The organism is candidate division KSB1 bacterium, assembly GCA_034521575.1.
Lineage (GTDB): Bacteria > Zhuqueibacterota > Zhuqueibacteria > Residuimicrobiales > Krinioviventaceae > JAXHMJ01.
Genome location: JAXHMJ010000005.1, coordinates 22,680 through 40,276, shown reverse-complemented (window position 1 = coordinate 40,276; position 17,597 = coordinate 22,680). Strand labels below are relative to the sequence as shown.

Genomic DNA, 17,597 nt, shown 5'->3' with positions numbered 1-17,597 from the left:
AGCATGTCATTCAATTGCTGGCAGCTATGTCGTTTGTACGGATGAGGCATCGAGCAACTCTCGCACTTTGCGAGCGAGGTCATCGCGCGTGAACGGCTTGGACATGAAATGCAGGCCTTTGTCAATTACACCGCGTCTGCTTATCACATCAGATGTGTAACCGGACATGAACAGCACCTCGACGCCTGGCTTGGCCACAGTGATTCTTTTCGCCAGTTGGCGTCCATCCATTCCGGGCATGACCACGTCGGTCAACAACAGATGAATGGCCCCCGAATGCTGGGCTGTCAGTTTCAAGGCTTCGCCCGGTGTCTCCGCGACCACGACGTGATACCCGAGGGATTCCAGGAACAGGCCACAGGTTACGCGCAGTGCTTTCTCGTCCTCCACCAAAAGAATGGTCTCCCCTCGACCTCTGGGCGCTTCCGCCTTGCTGGTAACGGTTGTTTTCACGACCTCTGCCTCAACCTCTTGCAAATAGACCCTGAATGTCGAGCCCTTGCCTAATTCGCTGGATGCGTCTACGGATCCAAAGTTCTGCTTGGCGATACCATAGACGGTGGACAATCCCAGCCCCGTTCCCTTGCCGACCCCCTTCGTCGTGAAAAACGGCTCGAACACCTGCGCCAGATCCTCCTCTTTCATTCCGCTGCCATCGTCGCTGACCGAGAGATAGACATACTTTCCGGGAATGGCATCCGGATGGCTTGCGCAATAGTCTGCATCAATGTGAGCCTTTTCGGTCTCGATGACGATCTCACCGACGCCGGAAATGGCGTCACGAGCATTGACGCACAGGTTGGCAAGGATCTGGTCAATCTGCGCCGGATCGATCAGTACCGAACCCGTGCTCTTGCCGGGCCGCCAGGCCAAATTGATGTCCTCACCGATGAGCCGCCGCAACAGCTTGAGCATGCTCTCCACGGAATCATTGAGGTCCACGATCTTGGGCTCAATAGCCTGTTTCCGGGCAAAGGCTAAAAGTTGCCGGGTGATTTCAGCCGACCTCTCGGAGCACAAGGTTATTTCGTCGAGCCACCCCCTGATCGCATGGCTCGGCTCAATTTCCTCCTTGCACATCTCGGTGTATCCCATGATGCCCATGAGCAAATTGTTAAAGTCATGCGCCACGCCCCCCGCCAATCGGCCCACCGACTCCATCTTCTGGGCTTGATGGAGTTGTTCTTCAAGATGTGTTTCGTGCGAGAGATCGCGTTTCACGGCGACATAATGGGTGGTCTTGCCCGTCGCATCGTACACGGGCGAGGTCGTGGACTCTTCCTTGTAGAGGGTGCCGTCCTTTCGCTTGTTGATCATGCGGCATCGAAACACGCGCCCGGCAGTCAGTTCCGCCCACATCCAGCGGTAGAACTTTTCGTCGTGCTTGCCGCTCTTGAGAATGCGCGGGTTGCGGCCCATGGCATCTTCGCGGGTATAGCCGGTAATCGTCTCGAAAACCGGATTCACATAGAGAATGCTGCCCGTCTGATCCGTGATGATGATCGCCTCCGCCGCCTGCTCCACCGCAATCGCCAACAGGTCGCGCGATTCCTGGGACTGCTTGAGGGCAGTGATGTCCATATACGTTCCGATCACACCAACGATCTCACCGTCCTCATTGAGCAGCGGCAATTTGTTTGTCAACAGCTTGATGGTGTCCCCCGCCGGGGTCGTCCGGGTTTCCTCGACGAGCAGCTTGGCGCAACCACTTTCGATGACGGCTCTATCATCGTCGCGATACTTTTCCGCTTGCTCGCGCCATCCCATCTGAAAGTCGTCTTTGCCAATGATATCCTTGGGCTTGGCGAAACCCGCATCATGGGCGAATGCCGCATTGCAGCCCAAAATGACAAGATCCTTGTCCTTCCAGAAGACACGAGCGGGTATTGCATTGATAATCCGTTGGATCATCAATGCGGATTCCCGCTCCACTCTTTCTGCCTTTTTTCGTTCAGAAATTTCCCGGATGTTGCACTGCATGACCTTCTGGCCGCGTTCCAGATAGGTAGTGCTGATGAACTCCACCTCATGCCGCTTTCCATCGCGGCCCTCCAGCGCCAGATCATCGTACCGGATGAATTCCTTCTGCTGTAGCTCGGAAAAGTTAGCCTCGTTGGCGACAACATCCGCGAGGAAACCGAGCTCCCAGACTTTCTTCTGGACCAAATCTTCGCGCGAGTAGCCCAGCAATTCCAATAGATACGGATTGGCATCCGTGATCATCCCGGTCTCGGCGTCGAGGATCAGAATACCGTCCTTGGCAGACTCGAAGAGTCTGCGATAGTGGCTTTCCGAGGCACGCAATGCCTCCCACACATCGGCACTCGCGGGTGTCGAGCCATGACGACGTCCCGTCTCGCAATCCGGTCTCTTGTTTTGGCTCATATTGCTTTCCTCTCCTGCCAACACTTAAATCAGCCGTTTTAACCGCATCAGACAAACTTGCGCAAATGAACCGAACTTGAGATTAATCTGGATTGTGCCTGAAAGAATCGGCGGTTAAAATCGGCTGCATTTGCTTATGCGCTTTTTAATTGAGCTTCAATGGTATCAGCTGACAAATCAGCGCCACAATCCCACTCTATAAAATACCTGCCATTTACTATTTTGTGAAAAGCACCTTGCTTTTTCAAATCAGTAAAGGCTTCCAGTTCTAAATATGGTCTGACGTCAAAAAGTCCCGTCCTTCCGTCCTCAGTAACAATAGTAAGCGTATAATCTTGATTTGCTTTAACTTTGTCTATTCTCATTGGTCCAATCCTTTGATTTTGAATGGAGTTTTACCATTAACAGCAAGTTCCCAATCTGCCAGCAAGTCATCCTTGTGAATTTCAATCCAAGCTGCAACTAATTTCTCTTTTTGCAGAGGTATATTGCCTGCGAGCAAGTTGCCGTCAGGAATAGAGTAGACAGCAACTTTGCCTTGATATTCCGCATGAATATGCGGGAGAATATGCTTATCGATATCCTTGAAAAACATCCGAATGAGAATACCATAAAACATTGAAATAGTGGGCATTTCAGTTATCCTCTTTCCAGTAGTTCATTTCTTTAGCGATAAAATAATCGACCAAAGAAGAAAATAGCTTTTCAACAACATCGGGTTCTATATGTTCGTTTTCAGCCCAATCGCGTCTCTTTCTGAGCATTGATTTTACACGATTTTCGGCTCTTACCTCAATTTGACTCTTTTTAAATTTCGACGCAGCGTGAACATACTCACCCCTTTTGGAAATCAATCTTATAATCTGCAAATCAATATTGTCAATTTCGTTCCAAACGTCTTCCATATTTTTGCATTCATTTGGCTGTCTCATATTTCATCCATATTCAAAGTGCATAACCACTGATTAACCAATTTCTCAATAACACGAACTTTTTCATACTATACAAAATATAAAATTCAGAGCAAACGTCTTTATATTAATCCCGCTAAAACCGAATTCAATTTCAAAGAAAAGAACCACCCGCAATCAGCTCTGTGTCAGATACATCACCGCTGGCACAAATTTATTAGTATTTGAATTTTATGCATTACTAGATAAAGATGCAAGGCAAAAAGTTATCAGTTTGAACTCATTTCAAGGGTTTTTTGATTATATACCCGGAATTTTTTTGTTGTCAACATATCTCGATGGACAATTTACAATTTTTAAAGAACATTTCAACACATTTTTTTACTCTTCAAAACAAATCCCCCTGCTCGCCATCCTGCTTCTTTTTAGCCTTTTCCTTGTTCTTTTGCTCCTGACCTTCCTGTGCATGGATTTGGCGCTGCCGGCGATTTCCGGCAACGGTGTATTTTACGTTCCGTTTCGTTAATCCGGCACCTGGCGGCCATGCCGAACAGGTCTGCTCTTTGCGTGTTAATTCTTCAGCGTCTTACCGCGTAGAGCAGGGGGGAGCTGGCAGGAAATTCAGGCGGCGCAATCGGCCGGCTTTGTGCTCGGAGAATCGCTTTTTGTGTTTATATGCGATGACAGCGCTATCCGGACGGTTTCTCAGTGCGGCTGAACCGACACGCTTTTTTAACCTGCCCACGTCTGCAGCTGTTTGCGCGGTCATGGTATTTTTGAACTTTTAAAATAGAGTAATCCAGATGAAAACACGGGTCAAAATATGCAAAGAAAAAGCCGATCGCGGTGATTTCCGTACCTCCTATGGGTCCGCCAAAGGAGCAAAACCCCTGGGGAACAAAGTACAGTACTTTGCCTCCGACAATAAATTGGTTATCGACACCGGGAAACAATCTTGTTAGACGGTTCCCCGTTTATTGGTTTATTTTCGTAGGACGGGGGACGCTCCAAAGAAATGAACCAACGCAATCTCTCAATTTAACGTGGGAATACAGGACGCTCTTAAATTATTCAATAATTTAACTTGATTTTTGAATGTGTCAAGAGCGTCCCTTTCTGCACAAAAAAGTTCACACAAGGTGGCGGCCCAAAAAGCAACAAGATTGCTTTTTATGCTGTGATTTGCCGGCCGGGAGCTTTACGGCAATGGCGGCAGGCCCAGTTCTTCGAGAAACGCGTTGTGCTTGTCCTTGGCCGCCTTGATCTTTTTCTCTGCGTCGACCAGGTCGGCGTGGGTTGCTTTCAGGTCGATTTCCGGTTCCGGCTTGGCCGTGCTGACATAGCGCGAGATGTTCAGGTTGTAGTCGTTCTCTTCGATCTCATCCATCTCGACCCGCCGGGCGTACCGCTCCTCTTCCTTGCGGTGCTGGTAGGTGTCGACGATCTTTTTGATGTGCTCGGGGTTCAGATAGTTCTGCCGCTTGCCTTTCTCGAAGTTGCCTTCAGCGCTGGCGTTGATGATCAGCACGTCATCGGGCTTCTTGCACTTCTTGAGCACGAGAATGCACACCGGAATACCCGTCGAGTAGAACAGATTCGCCGGCAGGCCGATCACCGTGTCGATGTGCCCGTCGTTGAGCAGCTTCCTGCGGATCGCCGCCTCCTTGCCGCCACGGAACAGCACGCCGTGGGGCAGGATGATCGCCATCACGCCCTCATCCTTGAGGTAGTGAAACCCGTGCAGCAGAAAGGCGAAGTCGGCCGCGCTCTTCGGCGCCAGCCCGTGGTTCTTGAACCGCATGTCTTCGCCGAGGGCGTCGTTCGGGTCCCAGCGGTAGCTGAACGGCGGATTGGCGACGACCGCGTCGAACGTCGGCTTCTTCGCCGGGTTTTGCTCACGGAGCATGTCCCAGTCGTTGGTCAGCGTATCGCCGTGGTAAATCTCGAACTCCGAATCCTTCACCCCGTGCAGCAGCATGTTCATGCGGCAAAGGTTGTAGGTCGTGATGTTCTTCTCCTGGCCGTAGATCATGCCGACGCTGCCCCCGGCATTGACCACGCGGTTGCGGACGTTCAGCAACAGCGACCCCGACCCGCAGGCAAAGTCCAGCACGCTTGCCAGCTTGCTCCGGGGGCCGGTCTCGGGGTCCTGGCCGTCGAGGGTGACGATGGCGGACAGGATGTCGCTGATGCGCTGGGGCGTATAGAACTCCCCCGCCTTCTTGCCCGACCCGGCGGCGAACTGGCCGATCAGGTATTCGTAGGCGTCGCCCAGCGTGTCGGAATCGGTCGAGAACGCAGCCAGCCCCTCGGCGATCTTCTGGATGATCGTGCAGAGTTTATCGTTGCGGGTCTGGTAGGTCTTGCCCAGCTTCTCCGAGCCGAGGTTGATCTCCGAGAACAGCCCGGAGAAGGTGCTTTCGAACGATTCGTTCTCGATGTACTTGAAACCCTCCTGCAGCGTGTTCAGCAGTTCCGTGTCTTGCGTCCGGGCCATGCAGGCGATGTTCGCCCACAGATGCTTTGGCTTGATGACATAGTGGGCCTTGCGGCGCATCTGTTTTTCGAACGCGTCCACGTCGTCGGGGTTGTCATCGTACCACACCGACAGCGGCGTCCGGCCGCCGTTGCCCACCGCATCCGGGTCGGGATAGTCCCGCCCCAGTTCCTTCCGCGCCGCCTGCTCGTAGTTGTCCGACAGATAGCGCAGGAACAGAAACGCGAGCATATAGTCGCGGAAATCGTCCGCGTTCATCGCCCCGCGCAGGTGGTCGGCGATGTTCCAGAGGATTTTGCCCAGTTGTTTCTGGTTGTTTTCAGTCATGGTTTTTTCCTGTCCCTGTTCACTGTTTTCGTTACTTGATCTTTGCTTCAAGAGCTTTCAGATCGGAAGCTCGAATCTCGCGGATGCGCTCCAGCATTTCATCAAAGTAATCCGGGCGGCCATCCGGGTTTTTCAGCCGCTCGTCGTCCATCGCGAAGCCCTTGAGCAGGTACTCCTTGAGGACCGTCGAAGCCCAGCGCCGGAACTGCACCCCCCGGGGCGAGCGCACCCGGTAGCCCACGGCCAGTATGGCGTCCAGATTGTAGAGCGTGAGCGCACGGCGCACCTCCCGGCTGCCCTCAGTTTGAACGACCGAGGATTCCTCGGCAGTTGTTTCCCGCGTCAGCTCTCCGTCCTGATAAATGTTTTTGAGATGCAGGCCGATATTGTCCACGCTCACATTGAACAACTCTGCCATTTCCCGCTGTATCAGCCAGACCGTGTTCTGATCCGCACGCAGCTGGATATGGTTTCTGCCGTCTTCATTGGTGTAGAGGATCAGGTCGTTCATGGAAAACTCCTGGGAGCGCCGACGTCCTCGTCGGCCTGTGGTGATGTAGCGCCGACGGAGACGTCGGCGTTCCCGGGAAAGGCGCTCGACCAGGGCCATGCTTCGGCGGTCTGACAGAGCCCGGCTTTCACGGGGTTCTGATGAATGTATGCGACAGCCTCTTCGATAATGCCCGGCGTCACGAATGTAGCGATCCCAATACTCCCGCATCCAAAATTGATCGGGCCGGGGGATATTCAGACCGAGTTGTTCGTTCTTTTTCAACACCCAGCGCGCGGTATACGATTTCCACCCTTGCACGATGCCGGCGAGACCCACCAAAGGCTCGATCAGCACATGGACGTGATTGGGCATGATACACCAGGCATGGAGGTGGTAGCGCACGCCATGGAAATGGAGAAAAGAATTCCGGACATACTGCGCAACCTCAGAATGCGCGAGCGCGCAGCAACCCAATCCGGCATCAAGCCACTCCTCGATGCGTTTGCGACGCTCAACCTCCCGCTGCTTTTCAGGAAAACGCGGAAGTTCTTCCTGTAACTCGGCCAATTTTGTTTGCGGAAGGCTATCGGCCAGGCGGTAGGTGATGGATTGGATCAACCGCGGAGCGTCACAATGGGGGAGATAGCCGCGTGAATACCACCCCCTGGGTGTGTCATCCCTAAGAGCGCCGACGTTCTCGTCGGCCTGTGGTGGTGTGGCGCCGACGGGGACGTCGGCGTTCCCAGAGTTGCTCATGCCTCAACCTCCCCCATCGCTGGGAAGAGCTGCTGCATCAGGCCGCGCTTGTGGGTCTTGAGGGTGTCGATCTTCTCCGCCTGCGCGTTGATCCGGGTGTCGAGGGCGGTGAGGCAGGCGGCGATGCGTTGTTGTTCATCTTCATCCTTGGGTAACATTATTGGGCATTGAAGTACATCTTCTTTTTTTAAATTGGTTTGTTTAACGCCATCATCGAAAGCAAGAAAATATGTATTTCTATCTAGAATATAAAAAAGCAGTACACTTACGACACTCTGTGCCGTAATCTTACATATACGCTGATTTACGGTATACGTATCGTCTTTATCTACGAGGAAACATCTTGCTATCGCCCGTCCGTTTGGTACATCACTCAGAACCATCAAAATATCGTCTTTGTTTGCAGATAAGTTAATAGAATTACTGTACTTTATTACTTCGCCTTCTGTTGAAATGAATTTTGAGTTAACAACAATGTACTTTCCATGCTCGTCTATATCCTGCTCATGAGCTTTTCCATTTTCATAATCAGCTACTTCTTCCAGTGTCTTATTTTCCCACTCCCCGCTATCCCGAAACTCCGGAAACCGCAGCCGGGGCATGGTCTCGCCGGGTTGGGGAAAGAGTTGCTGCATCAGGCCTTTTTTGTGGGCATTGAGCGCCTCGAGCTTCCGGCCCTCGGTGGCGATCAACCCGTCCAGCGAACTCAGACACTCGGCGATTTTCTGTTGCTCGGCTGGGGATGGGATGTATGTTTTCAGCAAATAGACTTCGTTGCGATTCAGACCCGGCACAGCACCTGCATCACCAAGTCTCTCCAAATTACTTCGTTCAAGTAGTCGCCAAAGAAAAGCAATCGGACATGATTCAGTATCGTAATTTTTGACGAAAAACGTAGTGTCGATTGGATAGCAGTCGGATTCAATCCAGTTGACTTGTCCTGCTGAACCTTTACGGCCAACGACGATGGCTGGCCCATCGACTATGGCCTCATCATGGTAGCCGACAATCCCGTTTGAACCTATGACAGGAAAACGACCGCCTTTCCTATCTTTCTCAGGAAGTGGACTGCCGTATTCAAGCGCTACGATGTCACCTAGCTTCTGCTTATTCCACTTTCCCGCATCCCGAAACTCCGGAAACCGCAGTTTCGGCGTCAAGATGCGTGTGCTTTTATGTTTCATTCGTTTTCCAATCTGTCTGGATTCTTCAACGCCTTTTTCTCTTCTAAAGTCAGGCGGCGCTCGACCTTTTTAACGTCCTCGGCGGGGGATAAGCTTTCGGGGCGGATTCCCCGGCTGAGCAAGGTTTCCCGGACGGCCTGATTGTTGGTGACGTGCTCCCGGGATATCCGCGGTTCGCTGGCCATCTTGTGTTCACGGGCGTTGTGGATGGTGATCTCGGTGGCAAAGTCTTTGGCCTTGAGAATAATCGTCGGAGCAAAGTCCGCCAGCGGCCGATTATTCGGCACTCGCCAATGGGCTTTCATGGTCTGAGTGCTCTTGCCAAAAAGGGCATGATCGCCTTTGCTGCGGATAAGGGCGAAGGTCTGGTTGCCGCCGGTTTGCTCAAAGATGACCTTGGAGAGTTCTTTCTCGGTATCGGTGAGTTCCTTGCGGGCGGAAACACGCTCGGCTTCCAGCAGCCGTTGCTCGATGAGTTCAGCCTTGCGGGTCTGGAGGGCGAAATAGGTTTGAGCAAAGGCAATCTCCGGCTTTCGCGGGTCGCCGTTCTGGGCGATGAGGTAGCAGGCATAGCGGGTAAGCATCACATCTTCAATCTCGCGCTGACCTCCCTTGCCCAGCTTGATCATTTTGTTGACGTCGACAAAATGATCCGAGGCTGGATTCCCCGAAACCTCACAGGCCGTCTCCGCTTTTCCAATAATTCTGAGGAAATTGCGCCATTCGGTGTAACCCAACAGGATTTGGAGGTCTCGAGCCAGCCAGTATTCCACTCCATTATCCGTCTGTTGAGCATGGCCCTCGAATGTTTGGGTCATTGCTTGAATCTGATTGCTTTCCATGTAGGCGCCTCTCTATCGTTTATTGTTCATATGCGTTCAGTCCGGAGATGATTCGCCCACCCGCGCGTTTCTTCAGCAGCGGCACCAGGTCGTCCATTAGCGCCAGTTCTTTCTCGCGGCGTTCGCGCCAGCTTAGATCGAGGGGTTCCATGAGATCGGTGAGCTGCTCGCCGTCAAAGATCATGCGCTCGAGGATGGCGTCCACAAAGGTTTGCAGGGCGTCGGTCGTCAGGCCGTGCGTGTCGGCGATGGCGGCAAGTTCGGCGGCATGGCGCTCGTCCTTGAAGCGCTGGTAGCCGTTGCGAACCTCTTCCTCGGTGAGGGGCCGGCCGGTTTCCAGCGTGCGGACGTATTCGGTGATCTCGTCGAGTTCATCCATGAACTTGGCGTCGGAGCGGATGAGGCGGATGAGCTGCTCGCGGCTCATTTCCTGCTGGTCCGGCGTCTGCCCGCTAAAGCGGGCGATGAGGTTCATGATATAGTCATAGTCGATATCGGCCGAGGCAAAGAGGACGAACTCGAAATCGAGCTGATCAATCGCATCACTGCCATATTCATCCGAGGGCTCGCGGACGCGGTCGTCACCCCGGGGCATGTCGCCGCCGGTCTTGTCCTGTTTGGCTTTGAGGCGTTTGGCGGTTTCGATGTAGACGCCGCGGAAGGCGCGGGCGTCGTCCCTGGGGAGCGTCTGCTCGATCTCCCGGCGCTGATCGTCGGTGAGGTCGGTGTACTGGTCGAGCTGGGTCGTGAAGCGCTGGACCTCTTTGAACTGCTTGACAAAGGCGACGCGGGCTTCGTCGCCCCTGAGGTTGGGCACGGCTTCGGGGCGCGCCTCAAGGCCCTGAGACTGGAGAAAGTCGTCCAGTTCCTGCCTGGCGGCCTTGAGTTGTTCGATCACCACGGGGGCCTTGTCCACGAGCCAGATATCCTTCGCGTGTTCGGCTCGTGCGCCGGAGAACAGGGTGATGGCTTCATCGACTTTTTCCTGCTGGCCGCGAAAGTCGAGGATGTGGCCGTAGGGCTTGGCGGCATTGAGCACCCGGTTGGTGCGGGAAAAGGCCTGGATGAGGCCGTGATGCTTGAGGTTCTTATCGACGTAGAGGGTGTTGAGGTATTTGGCGTCGAAACCGGTCAAAAGCATGTCGACGACAATAGCGATGTCAATCTTCTCCTTGCCCTTTTGGGGGAGGTCACGGTTGGGGTATTTCTGGTCCTTGATGCGTTTCTGGACGTCCTGGTAGTAGGCGTCGAACTCGCCGATGGAGTGATTCGTGCCGTAGCGGCCGTTATAGTCGGCGATGATGGCCTTGAGCGCTTCTTTTTTCCTGTCCGGTTCCTGCTGGTTGTCTTCGAGTTCCTGGGGCAGGTCCTCCTGGAGCTGCTGGACATCCTTGTTGCCCTCGGCGGGCGGGGAAAAGACAGCGGCGACCTTAAGCGGCACAAAGCCGGAATCGCCGGCCTGGCGCTCGGCCTGAACCTGCTTGAAAAGCTCGTGGTACTCGATGGCGTCGTTGATTGAGGCGGTGGCAAAGAGCGCGTTGAAGCGGCGCTCGCCGGTGGCGGCGTCGTGCTTGTCGAGAATGGCGTCGATGGCGGCGCGTTTGGCTACAGTGGCGGGAGCATCCTGCTTCCTTGTCCTGGGCTTGGGCTTGGATTTCATTTGGGAGCTGGAAGCTCCCGCAACTGGGTGTTCGCGAATATAGCGACGGATCGCTTCCATCGCGCGCTCGTGCCGAACGATATGGTCGTATGACTCGTGTTGCCATATCTGCCCTGTTTTTCCCAAATGCCGGTTGATTTGGTTGGCGGTGAATGATTTCCAGGAATGAAGAATATCGACCAGCCGGTATTCAGCCAGAGGTTTGACCAGGACGTGAACGTGATTGGGCATGATCACATATTCGTCCAGGTCGTACCGTTGCCCCTCAAAATGATGAAAGGCGTCATCCACAATCTTGGCAATGTCGGGATCGCGTAGGACGCATGAGCCATTGCCTGCATTCAGCAGGTTTTCGTAGCGGTCAGAAAAGAGGCGGTGATACTCGGCGATTTGATCGCGGGTGAGGTGGGCGAGGTCGTGGCTTTGTTTCCAGCAGTCGCGCTGTTCCTTGATCTCTACCACAACAGCTTGGGGCAAAGAGTCGGCGAGCCGGAAGGTGACGAAATACCAAACCGAGTCCTGCTCCCAATGAGGGAGATCGCCACCCGTGCGGATTTCGATCTCGGTGGATGGATTAAAGTATTCCCATGCAGTGAGACCCTCCTGCTCCTGGCCATCCGTAGCTCGGGAGCAGGATGCTCCCGCCACTTTAAAGTAATCCACGTGGAAGCGAAGGACGTTTTTATCTTCGATGGCGTGGGTGATGGTGTAGGCGTGCAGTTCGCTGGGGAAGAGGTCTTTGGTGGTTCTGAGCGTGGCGATATCGCCATCGATCTTCTTTGTCGTGGCGTTGTCTTCAAAAATAGGCGTGCCGGTAAAGCCGAAGAGTTGGGACTTGGGGAAAAAGTTCCTGATGGTCTGGTGAGTCTGGCCGAACTGGGAGCGGTGGCACTCGTCGAAGATAAAGACCATGCGCTTGTCGCTAAGCGGTTCGAGACGCTGTTTAAAGGTGGCCTTGCCGTTTTTCTTGTCGAACTTGTTGTATTTGCTGGTTTCGTCGAGGGCGAGGCCGAGCTTCTGGATGGTGGTGACGATGACCTTGTCGGCATAGTCGTCCGAGACGAGGCGGCGGACCAGCGCGGCAGTGTTGGTATTCTCTTCGACGCAGCCCTCCTGGAATCGATTGAATTCTTCACGGGTCTGGCGGTCGAGGTCTTTGCGGTCGACGACGAACAGGCATTTTTGGATGTCGGGGTTGAGTTTGAGCAGCGTGGAGGCCTTGAAGGAGGTGAGGGTCTTGCCCGAGCCGGTGGTGTGCCAGACGTAGCCGTTGCCGCGGTTTTCGCGGATGCACTGGTCGATGGCCTTGACGGCGTAAATCTGGTAGGGGCGCATCATGAGCATTTTCTGCTCAGAGGCGACGAGGACCATGTAGCGGCTGATGGTGGTGCCGAGAGTACACTTGGGCAGGAAGGACTCGGCAAAGTCGTCGATGTGGGTGATCTTGGCGTTGTCTTCTGCAGCGTGCTGATAGATGGGCAAAAAGTTTTCATCGGCGTCGAAGGCAAAATGGCGGTCGTTGTTGTTGGCAAAGTAGTAGGTCTCGGTCTGGTTGGAGACGATAAAGAGCTGGACAAAGCAAAGCAGGGTCTTTGTATAGCCGTTGCCGGGATCTTTTTTATAGTCGACGATCTGCTGCATGGCTCGGCGGGGGCTGATGCCCAGGGTCTTGAGTTCGATCTGGACGGCGGGGATGCCGTTGATCAGGAGCATCACGTCGTAGCGTTGAAAGCTATAGTCGGTGTTAATGCGAAGCTGGTTGACGACCTCGAAGGTGTTTTTGCACCAGTCCTTGATGTTGACGAGGGTATAGTTGAGCGGGGTACCGTCGTCGCGGGTGAAGCTATTGCGCTCGCGGAGCAGGGTCGCGGCGGTGAAGACGTCGGGTGTGATGATCTCGTCGAGGAGGCGCTTGAATTCGCCGTCGGTGAGCTGGACGCGGTTGAGGGCCTCAAAGTGCTCACGAAAGTTGCCTTCGAGGGCGGCGCGGTCATGGATGTCGGGGCGGTGGGTGTATTTTTGATCGATCAGTTTTTCGATCAGCGCTTGTTCGAGTTCTTGTTCGGTCATTGTTTCCTCTCTTTGAAACCGGGTCAAGTATCGGCTTTATTCATTCCGGGCAGGGCTTTTCGTTTTCTCTCTTCGGACGTCATGGATATTTACTGCGCCGGGTTCGGCTTCCTGCCCTGTATCGGAATACGGGATGCTCTTGAATTATTCAATCATTTTACATGATTTTTGAATGTCTTGAGAGCATTCCTCTCTTCCACATTGCCCACACGTTGTGTTTCGTATGCACCGAGTTTGAAAAATACTTGATAAAGGAGATACGTCACTCTTGGTGCCTGAAACGTTTTTTTTCGCCAATTCCTTTCCTGTATGCTCCTCAGCGTAATCGTACGTATCAGGCGGGCTGAAAATGAACTTGATATCAGAGGAACCCGGACAAAAATCCATAAGCATTTCAATTGGGAACTCGGATTCAATATAGTTGTAGAGTCTTCGCTGATTCACTATCCAAGGTCGCATTGAGATAACACCATTGCCACATAATTTCCGCAATTTCTTCGAGTCTCACATGTTTCCGTATCTTCTTTCAGCTTTTCGGCTGTGTCGAGTCTCTCAAAATCAAAGTCAGGTCTTTTCATTATCAATTTTTGCTATTTAGCTATGGCCATTTGTCTTGAAACTATGGGGATTTTCTAACAAACCGAACCACTGATTAACCAATTTCTCAATAACACGAACTTTTTCATACTAAACAAAATATGAAATTCAGAGCAAACGTCTTCATATTAATCCCGCTAAAACCGAATTCAATTTCAAAGAAAAGAACCACCCGCAATAAGCTCTGTGTCAGATACATCACCGCTGGCACAAATTTATTAGTATTTGAATTTTATGCATTACTAGATAAAGATGCAAGGGAAAAAGTTATCAGTTTGAACTCATTCAAGGGCTTTTGGATTATATACCCGGAATTCTCTTGTTGATCAAGTCATATAATATGATTGTACTTTTGCTCAAGATTATCGAATGGGACGCTGGGCGGTTGCCTGCAGTCCAATTCTGAGCACAACAATAACAAATGCCAGATTGGAACGCAGGGGTTATGTTTCTATGCTATCGTACTATCTTAAACTGACTCATGGTTAATAGCTTGCCCGCCTGCTGGCGGGAACCGCCGTGCACGAGAACCGTACGCACGGTGGTGTGAGAGGCGCACTCCGGTCTTATGGCCTGAGCCGCCTACTCGATTATGCTTCTTCGAGTTCGCAGAGAAGTTCTTCAATAAGTTCTTTAACAGTAATAATCTTATCAACACGATGCGCATTCTGCCCGCAGAAAATGAGGCCGTGGTCCACATCACCAAAATAGGAATTCAGCAGAGCCAGTGCAATGCAATATTTCGCAGTTTTGACTTTACAGGCAGTAAGACATCTATAAGGACAATTTATTTTCTGCTTTCCTTTAACTTCAAGGTCTTTTAAAAAACGATTATTTATCGCCCGTCCAGGCATACCAACAGGACTTTTAATAATAACAATATCATCTTCTCCTGCCTCCAGATAGGCTTGCTTGAATTGCTGAGACACATCGCATTCTTCGGTACAAACAAAACGGGTTCCCATCTGAACACCTGAAGCGCCCAGGGAAAGCATTCGGGCAATATCTTTTCCGTTATATATACCACCTCCGGTGATTACAGGTATTTTCCTTCCGAATTTATCTTCATAGGGTTTAATAGCTTCCAGGACTTTAGGCAAAATTTTTTCAAGGGAGTAGTCCTCCGGATGTTCCAGTTGTTCTGCTGAAAAACCGAGATGTCCCCCGGCCAGTGGCCCTTCCAGGATCAGTCCATCGGCGATTCTTTCATACCGTTTATCCCATGATCGCAAGATAAATTCTGCAACTCTAGCAGAACTGATGATGGGCACAAGGTTTACACTGGGATCCTGGACTAAAGCCGGAAGTTTAGTTGGCAATCCGGCGCCGAATACAATTATTTTAATACCTTCTTGTATAGAAGTTTTGATAAGATCATCCGCGTTGCTGAGTACACCCATGATGTTTACTGCAAGGTGACCATCAGTCATACTCCTGGCTTTGTGGATCTCATTTACTAATGCTTCCCTGGATGTTCTTTCATACTCGTCTGCCAAAGCTTTGATATCCCCTAAACCAACACAGGAAATTGTGCCGATTCCGCCCTGGTTTGCTACTGCTGAAGCCAGCGAAGCAAGAGAAACCCTGACGCCCATACCTCCTTGAACAATAGGTATATTTGCTGATATACTTCCGATCTGAAGTTTAGGAATTTTCACTTATATCTCCATATTTCTTAATTATGAGGCAAGCGTTGCCTCCACCGAAACCAAATGAATTACTCATTGCAATTTTTAAATCAAGCGATTCAACACCATTGGTAACATAGTCAAGAGGACAATCAGCATCAGGTTCATTATAATTAATGGTTGGCGGGATCATGCCAGTAAACACACTCATTACAGTCGACACGAACTCCACAGAACCTGCGGCTGCCATAAGATGACCAATCATTGATTTTATCGAGCTGACCTTTAAGGTTTTTGCATGTTCACCAAATACTTTTTTAATAGCAGCACTCTCACATTTGTCATTTAAAACAGTGGATGTACCATGCGCGTTGATATATCCTATTTTTGCAGCTTCCACATCAGCATCTTGCAGCGCCGCTTGCATAACTCGAACTCATACCATCGCCCTCGGGCTCTGGTGCCGTAAAGTGATGGGCATCGGCCGTATTTCCGTATCCGACGATTTCAGCATAAATTCTTGCGTTTCGCTTTAAAGCATGTTTCAAATTTTCCAAAACAACAATCCCGGCTCCTTCTCCCATCACAAAACCATCACGATTTTTATCAAAGGGTCTACTGGCATTTTCAGCGCATTCATTTGGAGTCATGGATCGTGTTGCGCAAAAACATCCATAGGGCAGCGGAGTTATGCATGCTTCGGAACTACCTGCGAGCATAATGTCGGCATCTCCTCTCTGAAGAATTCGAAACGCATCACCAATGGCGTTTGAACCTGTAGAACAGGCTACAGAGAGAGCAGAAAGGGGGCCTTTCAAGCCATATTTAATGGAAACCATACACGCTGCCATATTGATGAGCAGCTTGGACACAAAAAACGGATTTAAACTTTTGGGTCCCTTTTCCTGAAGCTGGGAATACCCATCTTCGATTGTCTGTGAACCACCAATGCCGGAGCCGATGATAACGCCTGCCCTGTTTTTGTCAAATGAGAAGGATGACAAGTTTGCATCTTCAATTGCCATTGTAGATGCGGCAATGCCAAACTGTGTAAACCGATCCATACGCTTTGACGATTTCTTGTCAATCCATTCTTCAGCGTTAAAACCTTTTACCTCAGCCGCGAGCTTGGAACGATAATCTGTCACATCAAAACGAGTAACTTTCGCAATTCCGTTTCGCCCGGCCTTTAATCCTTCATAAAAATCCTTTACACCTATACCAATCGGTGTTACAGCGCCCAAGCCTGTGATGACAACCTGATGTTCGTTCATGATAAAAAAATCCTTATTAAAGATATTCCAAAGATATAGATTCCAGGTTCCATTTAAAAACCTATAATCATTAAGATTTCAAGGCATAACATTTGCTTAACCGGTAATTCCGGCCCGAAGGGATTGGCGTGAAAATTGCTCAAAGGAGCGAAGCGACGACTGCAATTTTCATGACAAAAGGAATTATCCGGTTGAAGCAGTTGTTAGGTTTCTGTTTTGAGATTTTCTACTAACTGAATCTTTAGTCCATTGGGATCTGAAATATACAGAAATGTTATCAGGTTATTTGGTCTGAATGGACCTGATTGTATACTGATTTCCTTCATTACAAGAAATTTCATTGTTTCTTGTAATGAATCAACTTCAAAACCAAGAAAAATATGATTTCCAAATTCAATTTTAGTTTCAGATTTATTACAAATCAATTCAATTTGAGTTTCTCCACTTCCTAGAAAAGCTAATTCAATATCTTCAGTTGCTTGACCTCGTCTTATTAGTTTAAGCCCGAGAATATCTTGATAAAAAGATATTGATTCATTCATTTCCTTCACATTGATTGTTGCCCAACAAAATTTCATTAAAACTCCTTTAGTTGACTATCAAATTATTGATGTTTTAATCCATCCTGCAATTAAAAGATCGTCATGCATCATTCCAATCCCATAACACTTCATTATTTCATCTTGATACCATTCAAGTTTATAAATTTTATTATCATTTGTAATTGTTAATAGATATTCTCCATTGCTTTCACCTTGTTCATTATAATAAATAATACTATATTTACCTTTGTAATCATTACCAATTGGTCCGATACCTATGCCTCTCCCAGTGGCACAATTACCTTGGTATTCAAATTTCCAATCCGCAAACAATTTGCCAGTATTGACGTCCTTTTTATAGACAACACATCCTACATTCATTTTATCGTAAAGCATATTCAAATTTTCTCCTTTGCGCCGAAGGCGTCAAC

The 17,597-nt window shown here is 50.5% G+C and carries 11 protein-coding genes and 3 pseudogenes; all 14 read right to left on the bottom strand.

The window, feature by feature from the left end; genetic code table 11:
* Nucleotides 1-24: 24 nt before the first annotated feature.
* The 14 genes and pseudogenes from U5R06_12950 to U5R06_12885 all read right to left on the bottom strand — a co-directional run bounded on the left by U5R06_12950 (nucleotide 25) and on the right by U5R06_12885 (nucleotide 17,568).
* A complete protein-coding gene (locus tag U5R06_12950) occupies nucleotides 25-2,385 on the bottom strand; it encodes a PAS domain S-box protein (protein ID MDZ7723674.1) in 2,361 nt (786 codons plus the stop codon).
* A 134-nt stretch (nucleotides 2,386-2,519) separates the two neighbouring features.
* On the bottom strand, nucleotides 2,520-2,750 hold the full coding sequence (locus tag U5R06_12945) for a DUF2442 domain-containing protein (protein MDZ7723673.1): 231 nt from the start codon (nucleotides 2,748-2,750) through the stop codon (nucleotides 2,520-2,522).
* Entirely contained in the window at nucleotides 2,747-3,019 is a 273-nt protein-coding gene (locus tag U5R06_12940; protein ID MDZ7723672.1) for a DUF4160 domain-containing protein, read from the bottom strand. Before U5R06_12940 ends, U5R06_12945 begins: the two co-directional genes overlap by 4 nt.
* Before the next feature lies 1 nt (nucleotide 3,020).
* A complete protein-coding gene (locus U5R06_12935; protein ID MDZ7723671.1) occupies nucleotides 3,021-3,317 on the bottom strand; it encodes a chorismate mutase in 297 nt (98 codons plus the stop codon).
* 1,177 nt (nucleotides 3,318-4,494) lie between these two features.
* Complete coding sequence (locus U5R06_12930) at nucleotides 4,495-6,120, bottom strand: type I restriction-modification system subunit M (GenBank protein ID MDZ7723670.1); 1,626 nt, start codon at nucleotides 6,118-6,120, stop codon at nucleotides 4,495-4,497.
* Between the two features lie 61 nt (nucleotides 6,121-6,181).
* A pseudogene (gene rhuM, locus U5R06_12925) lies at nucleotides 6,182-6,631 on the bottom strand (RhuM family protein).
* A 225-nt stretch (nucleotides 6,632-6,856) separates the two neighbouring features.
* A pseudogene (locus U5R06_12920) lies at nucleotides 6,857-6,985 on the bottom strand (transposase).
* A 380-nt stretch (nucleotides 6,986-7,365) separates the two neighbouring features.
* Nucleotides 7,366-8,553, bottom strand: coding sequence for a restriction endonuclease subunit S (locus tag U5R06_12915; GenBank protein ID MDZ7723669.1), 1,188 nt, complete (start codon nucleotides 8,551-8,553; stop codon nucleotides 7,366-7,368).
* Complete coding sequence (gene dinD, locus U5R06_12910) at nucleotides 8,550-9,395, bottom strand: DNA damage-inducible protein D (GenBank protein ID MDZ7723668.1); 846 nt, start codon at nucleotides 9,393-9,395, stop codon at nucleotides 8,550-8,552. Before dinD ends, U5R06_12915 begins: the two co-directional genes overlap by 4 nt.
* A gap of 19 nt (nucleotides 9,396-9,414) precedes the next feature.
* Complete coding sequence (locus tag U5R06_12905) at nucleotides 9,415-13,125, bottom strand: DEAD/DEAH box helicase family protein (protein ID MDZ7723667.1); 3,711 nt, start codon at nucleotides 13,123-13,125, stop codon at nucleotides 9,415-9,417.
* A gap of 1,187 nt (nucleotides 13,126-14,312) precedes the next feature.
* Nucleotides 14,313-15,380, bottom strand: a complete 1,068-nt coding sequence (locus tag U5R06_12900) for a nitronate monooxygenase family protein (GenBank protein ID MDZ7723666.1) — start codon at nucleotides 15,378-15,380, stop codon at nucleotides 14,313-14,315.
* Nucleotides 15,367-16,624, bottom strand: a pseudogene (gene fabF / locus U5R06_12895) (beta-ketoacyl-ACP synthase II). Before fabF ends, U5R06_12900 begins: the two are co-directional and overlap by 14 nt.
* A gap of 203 nt (nucleotides 16,625-16,827) precedes the next feature.
* Nucleotides 16,828-17,202 (bottom strand): VOC family protein, encoded by a 375-nt coding sequence (locus U5R06_12890; GenBank protein ID MDZ7723665.1) that lies wholly within the window; start codon nucleotides 17,200-17,202, stop codon nucleotides 16,828-16,830.
* A gap of 21 nt (nucleotides 17,203-17,223) precedes the next feature.
* Nucleotides 17,224-17,568: a hypothetical protein gene (locus tag U5R06_12885; GenBank protein MDZ7723664.1), complete on the bottom strand. Its 345-nt coding sequence runs from the start codon at nucleotides 17,566-17,568 to the stop codon at nucleotides 17,224-17,226.
* Between the last annotated feature and the right edge of the window lie 29 nt (nucleotides 17,569-17,597).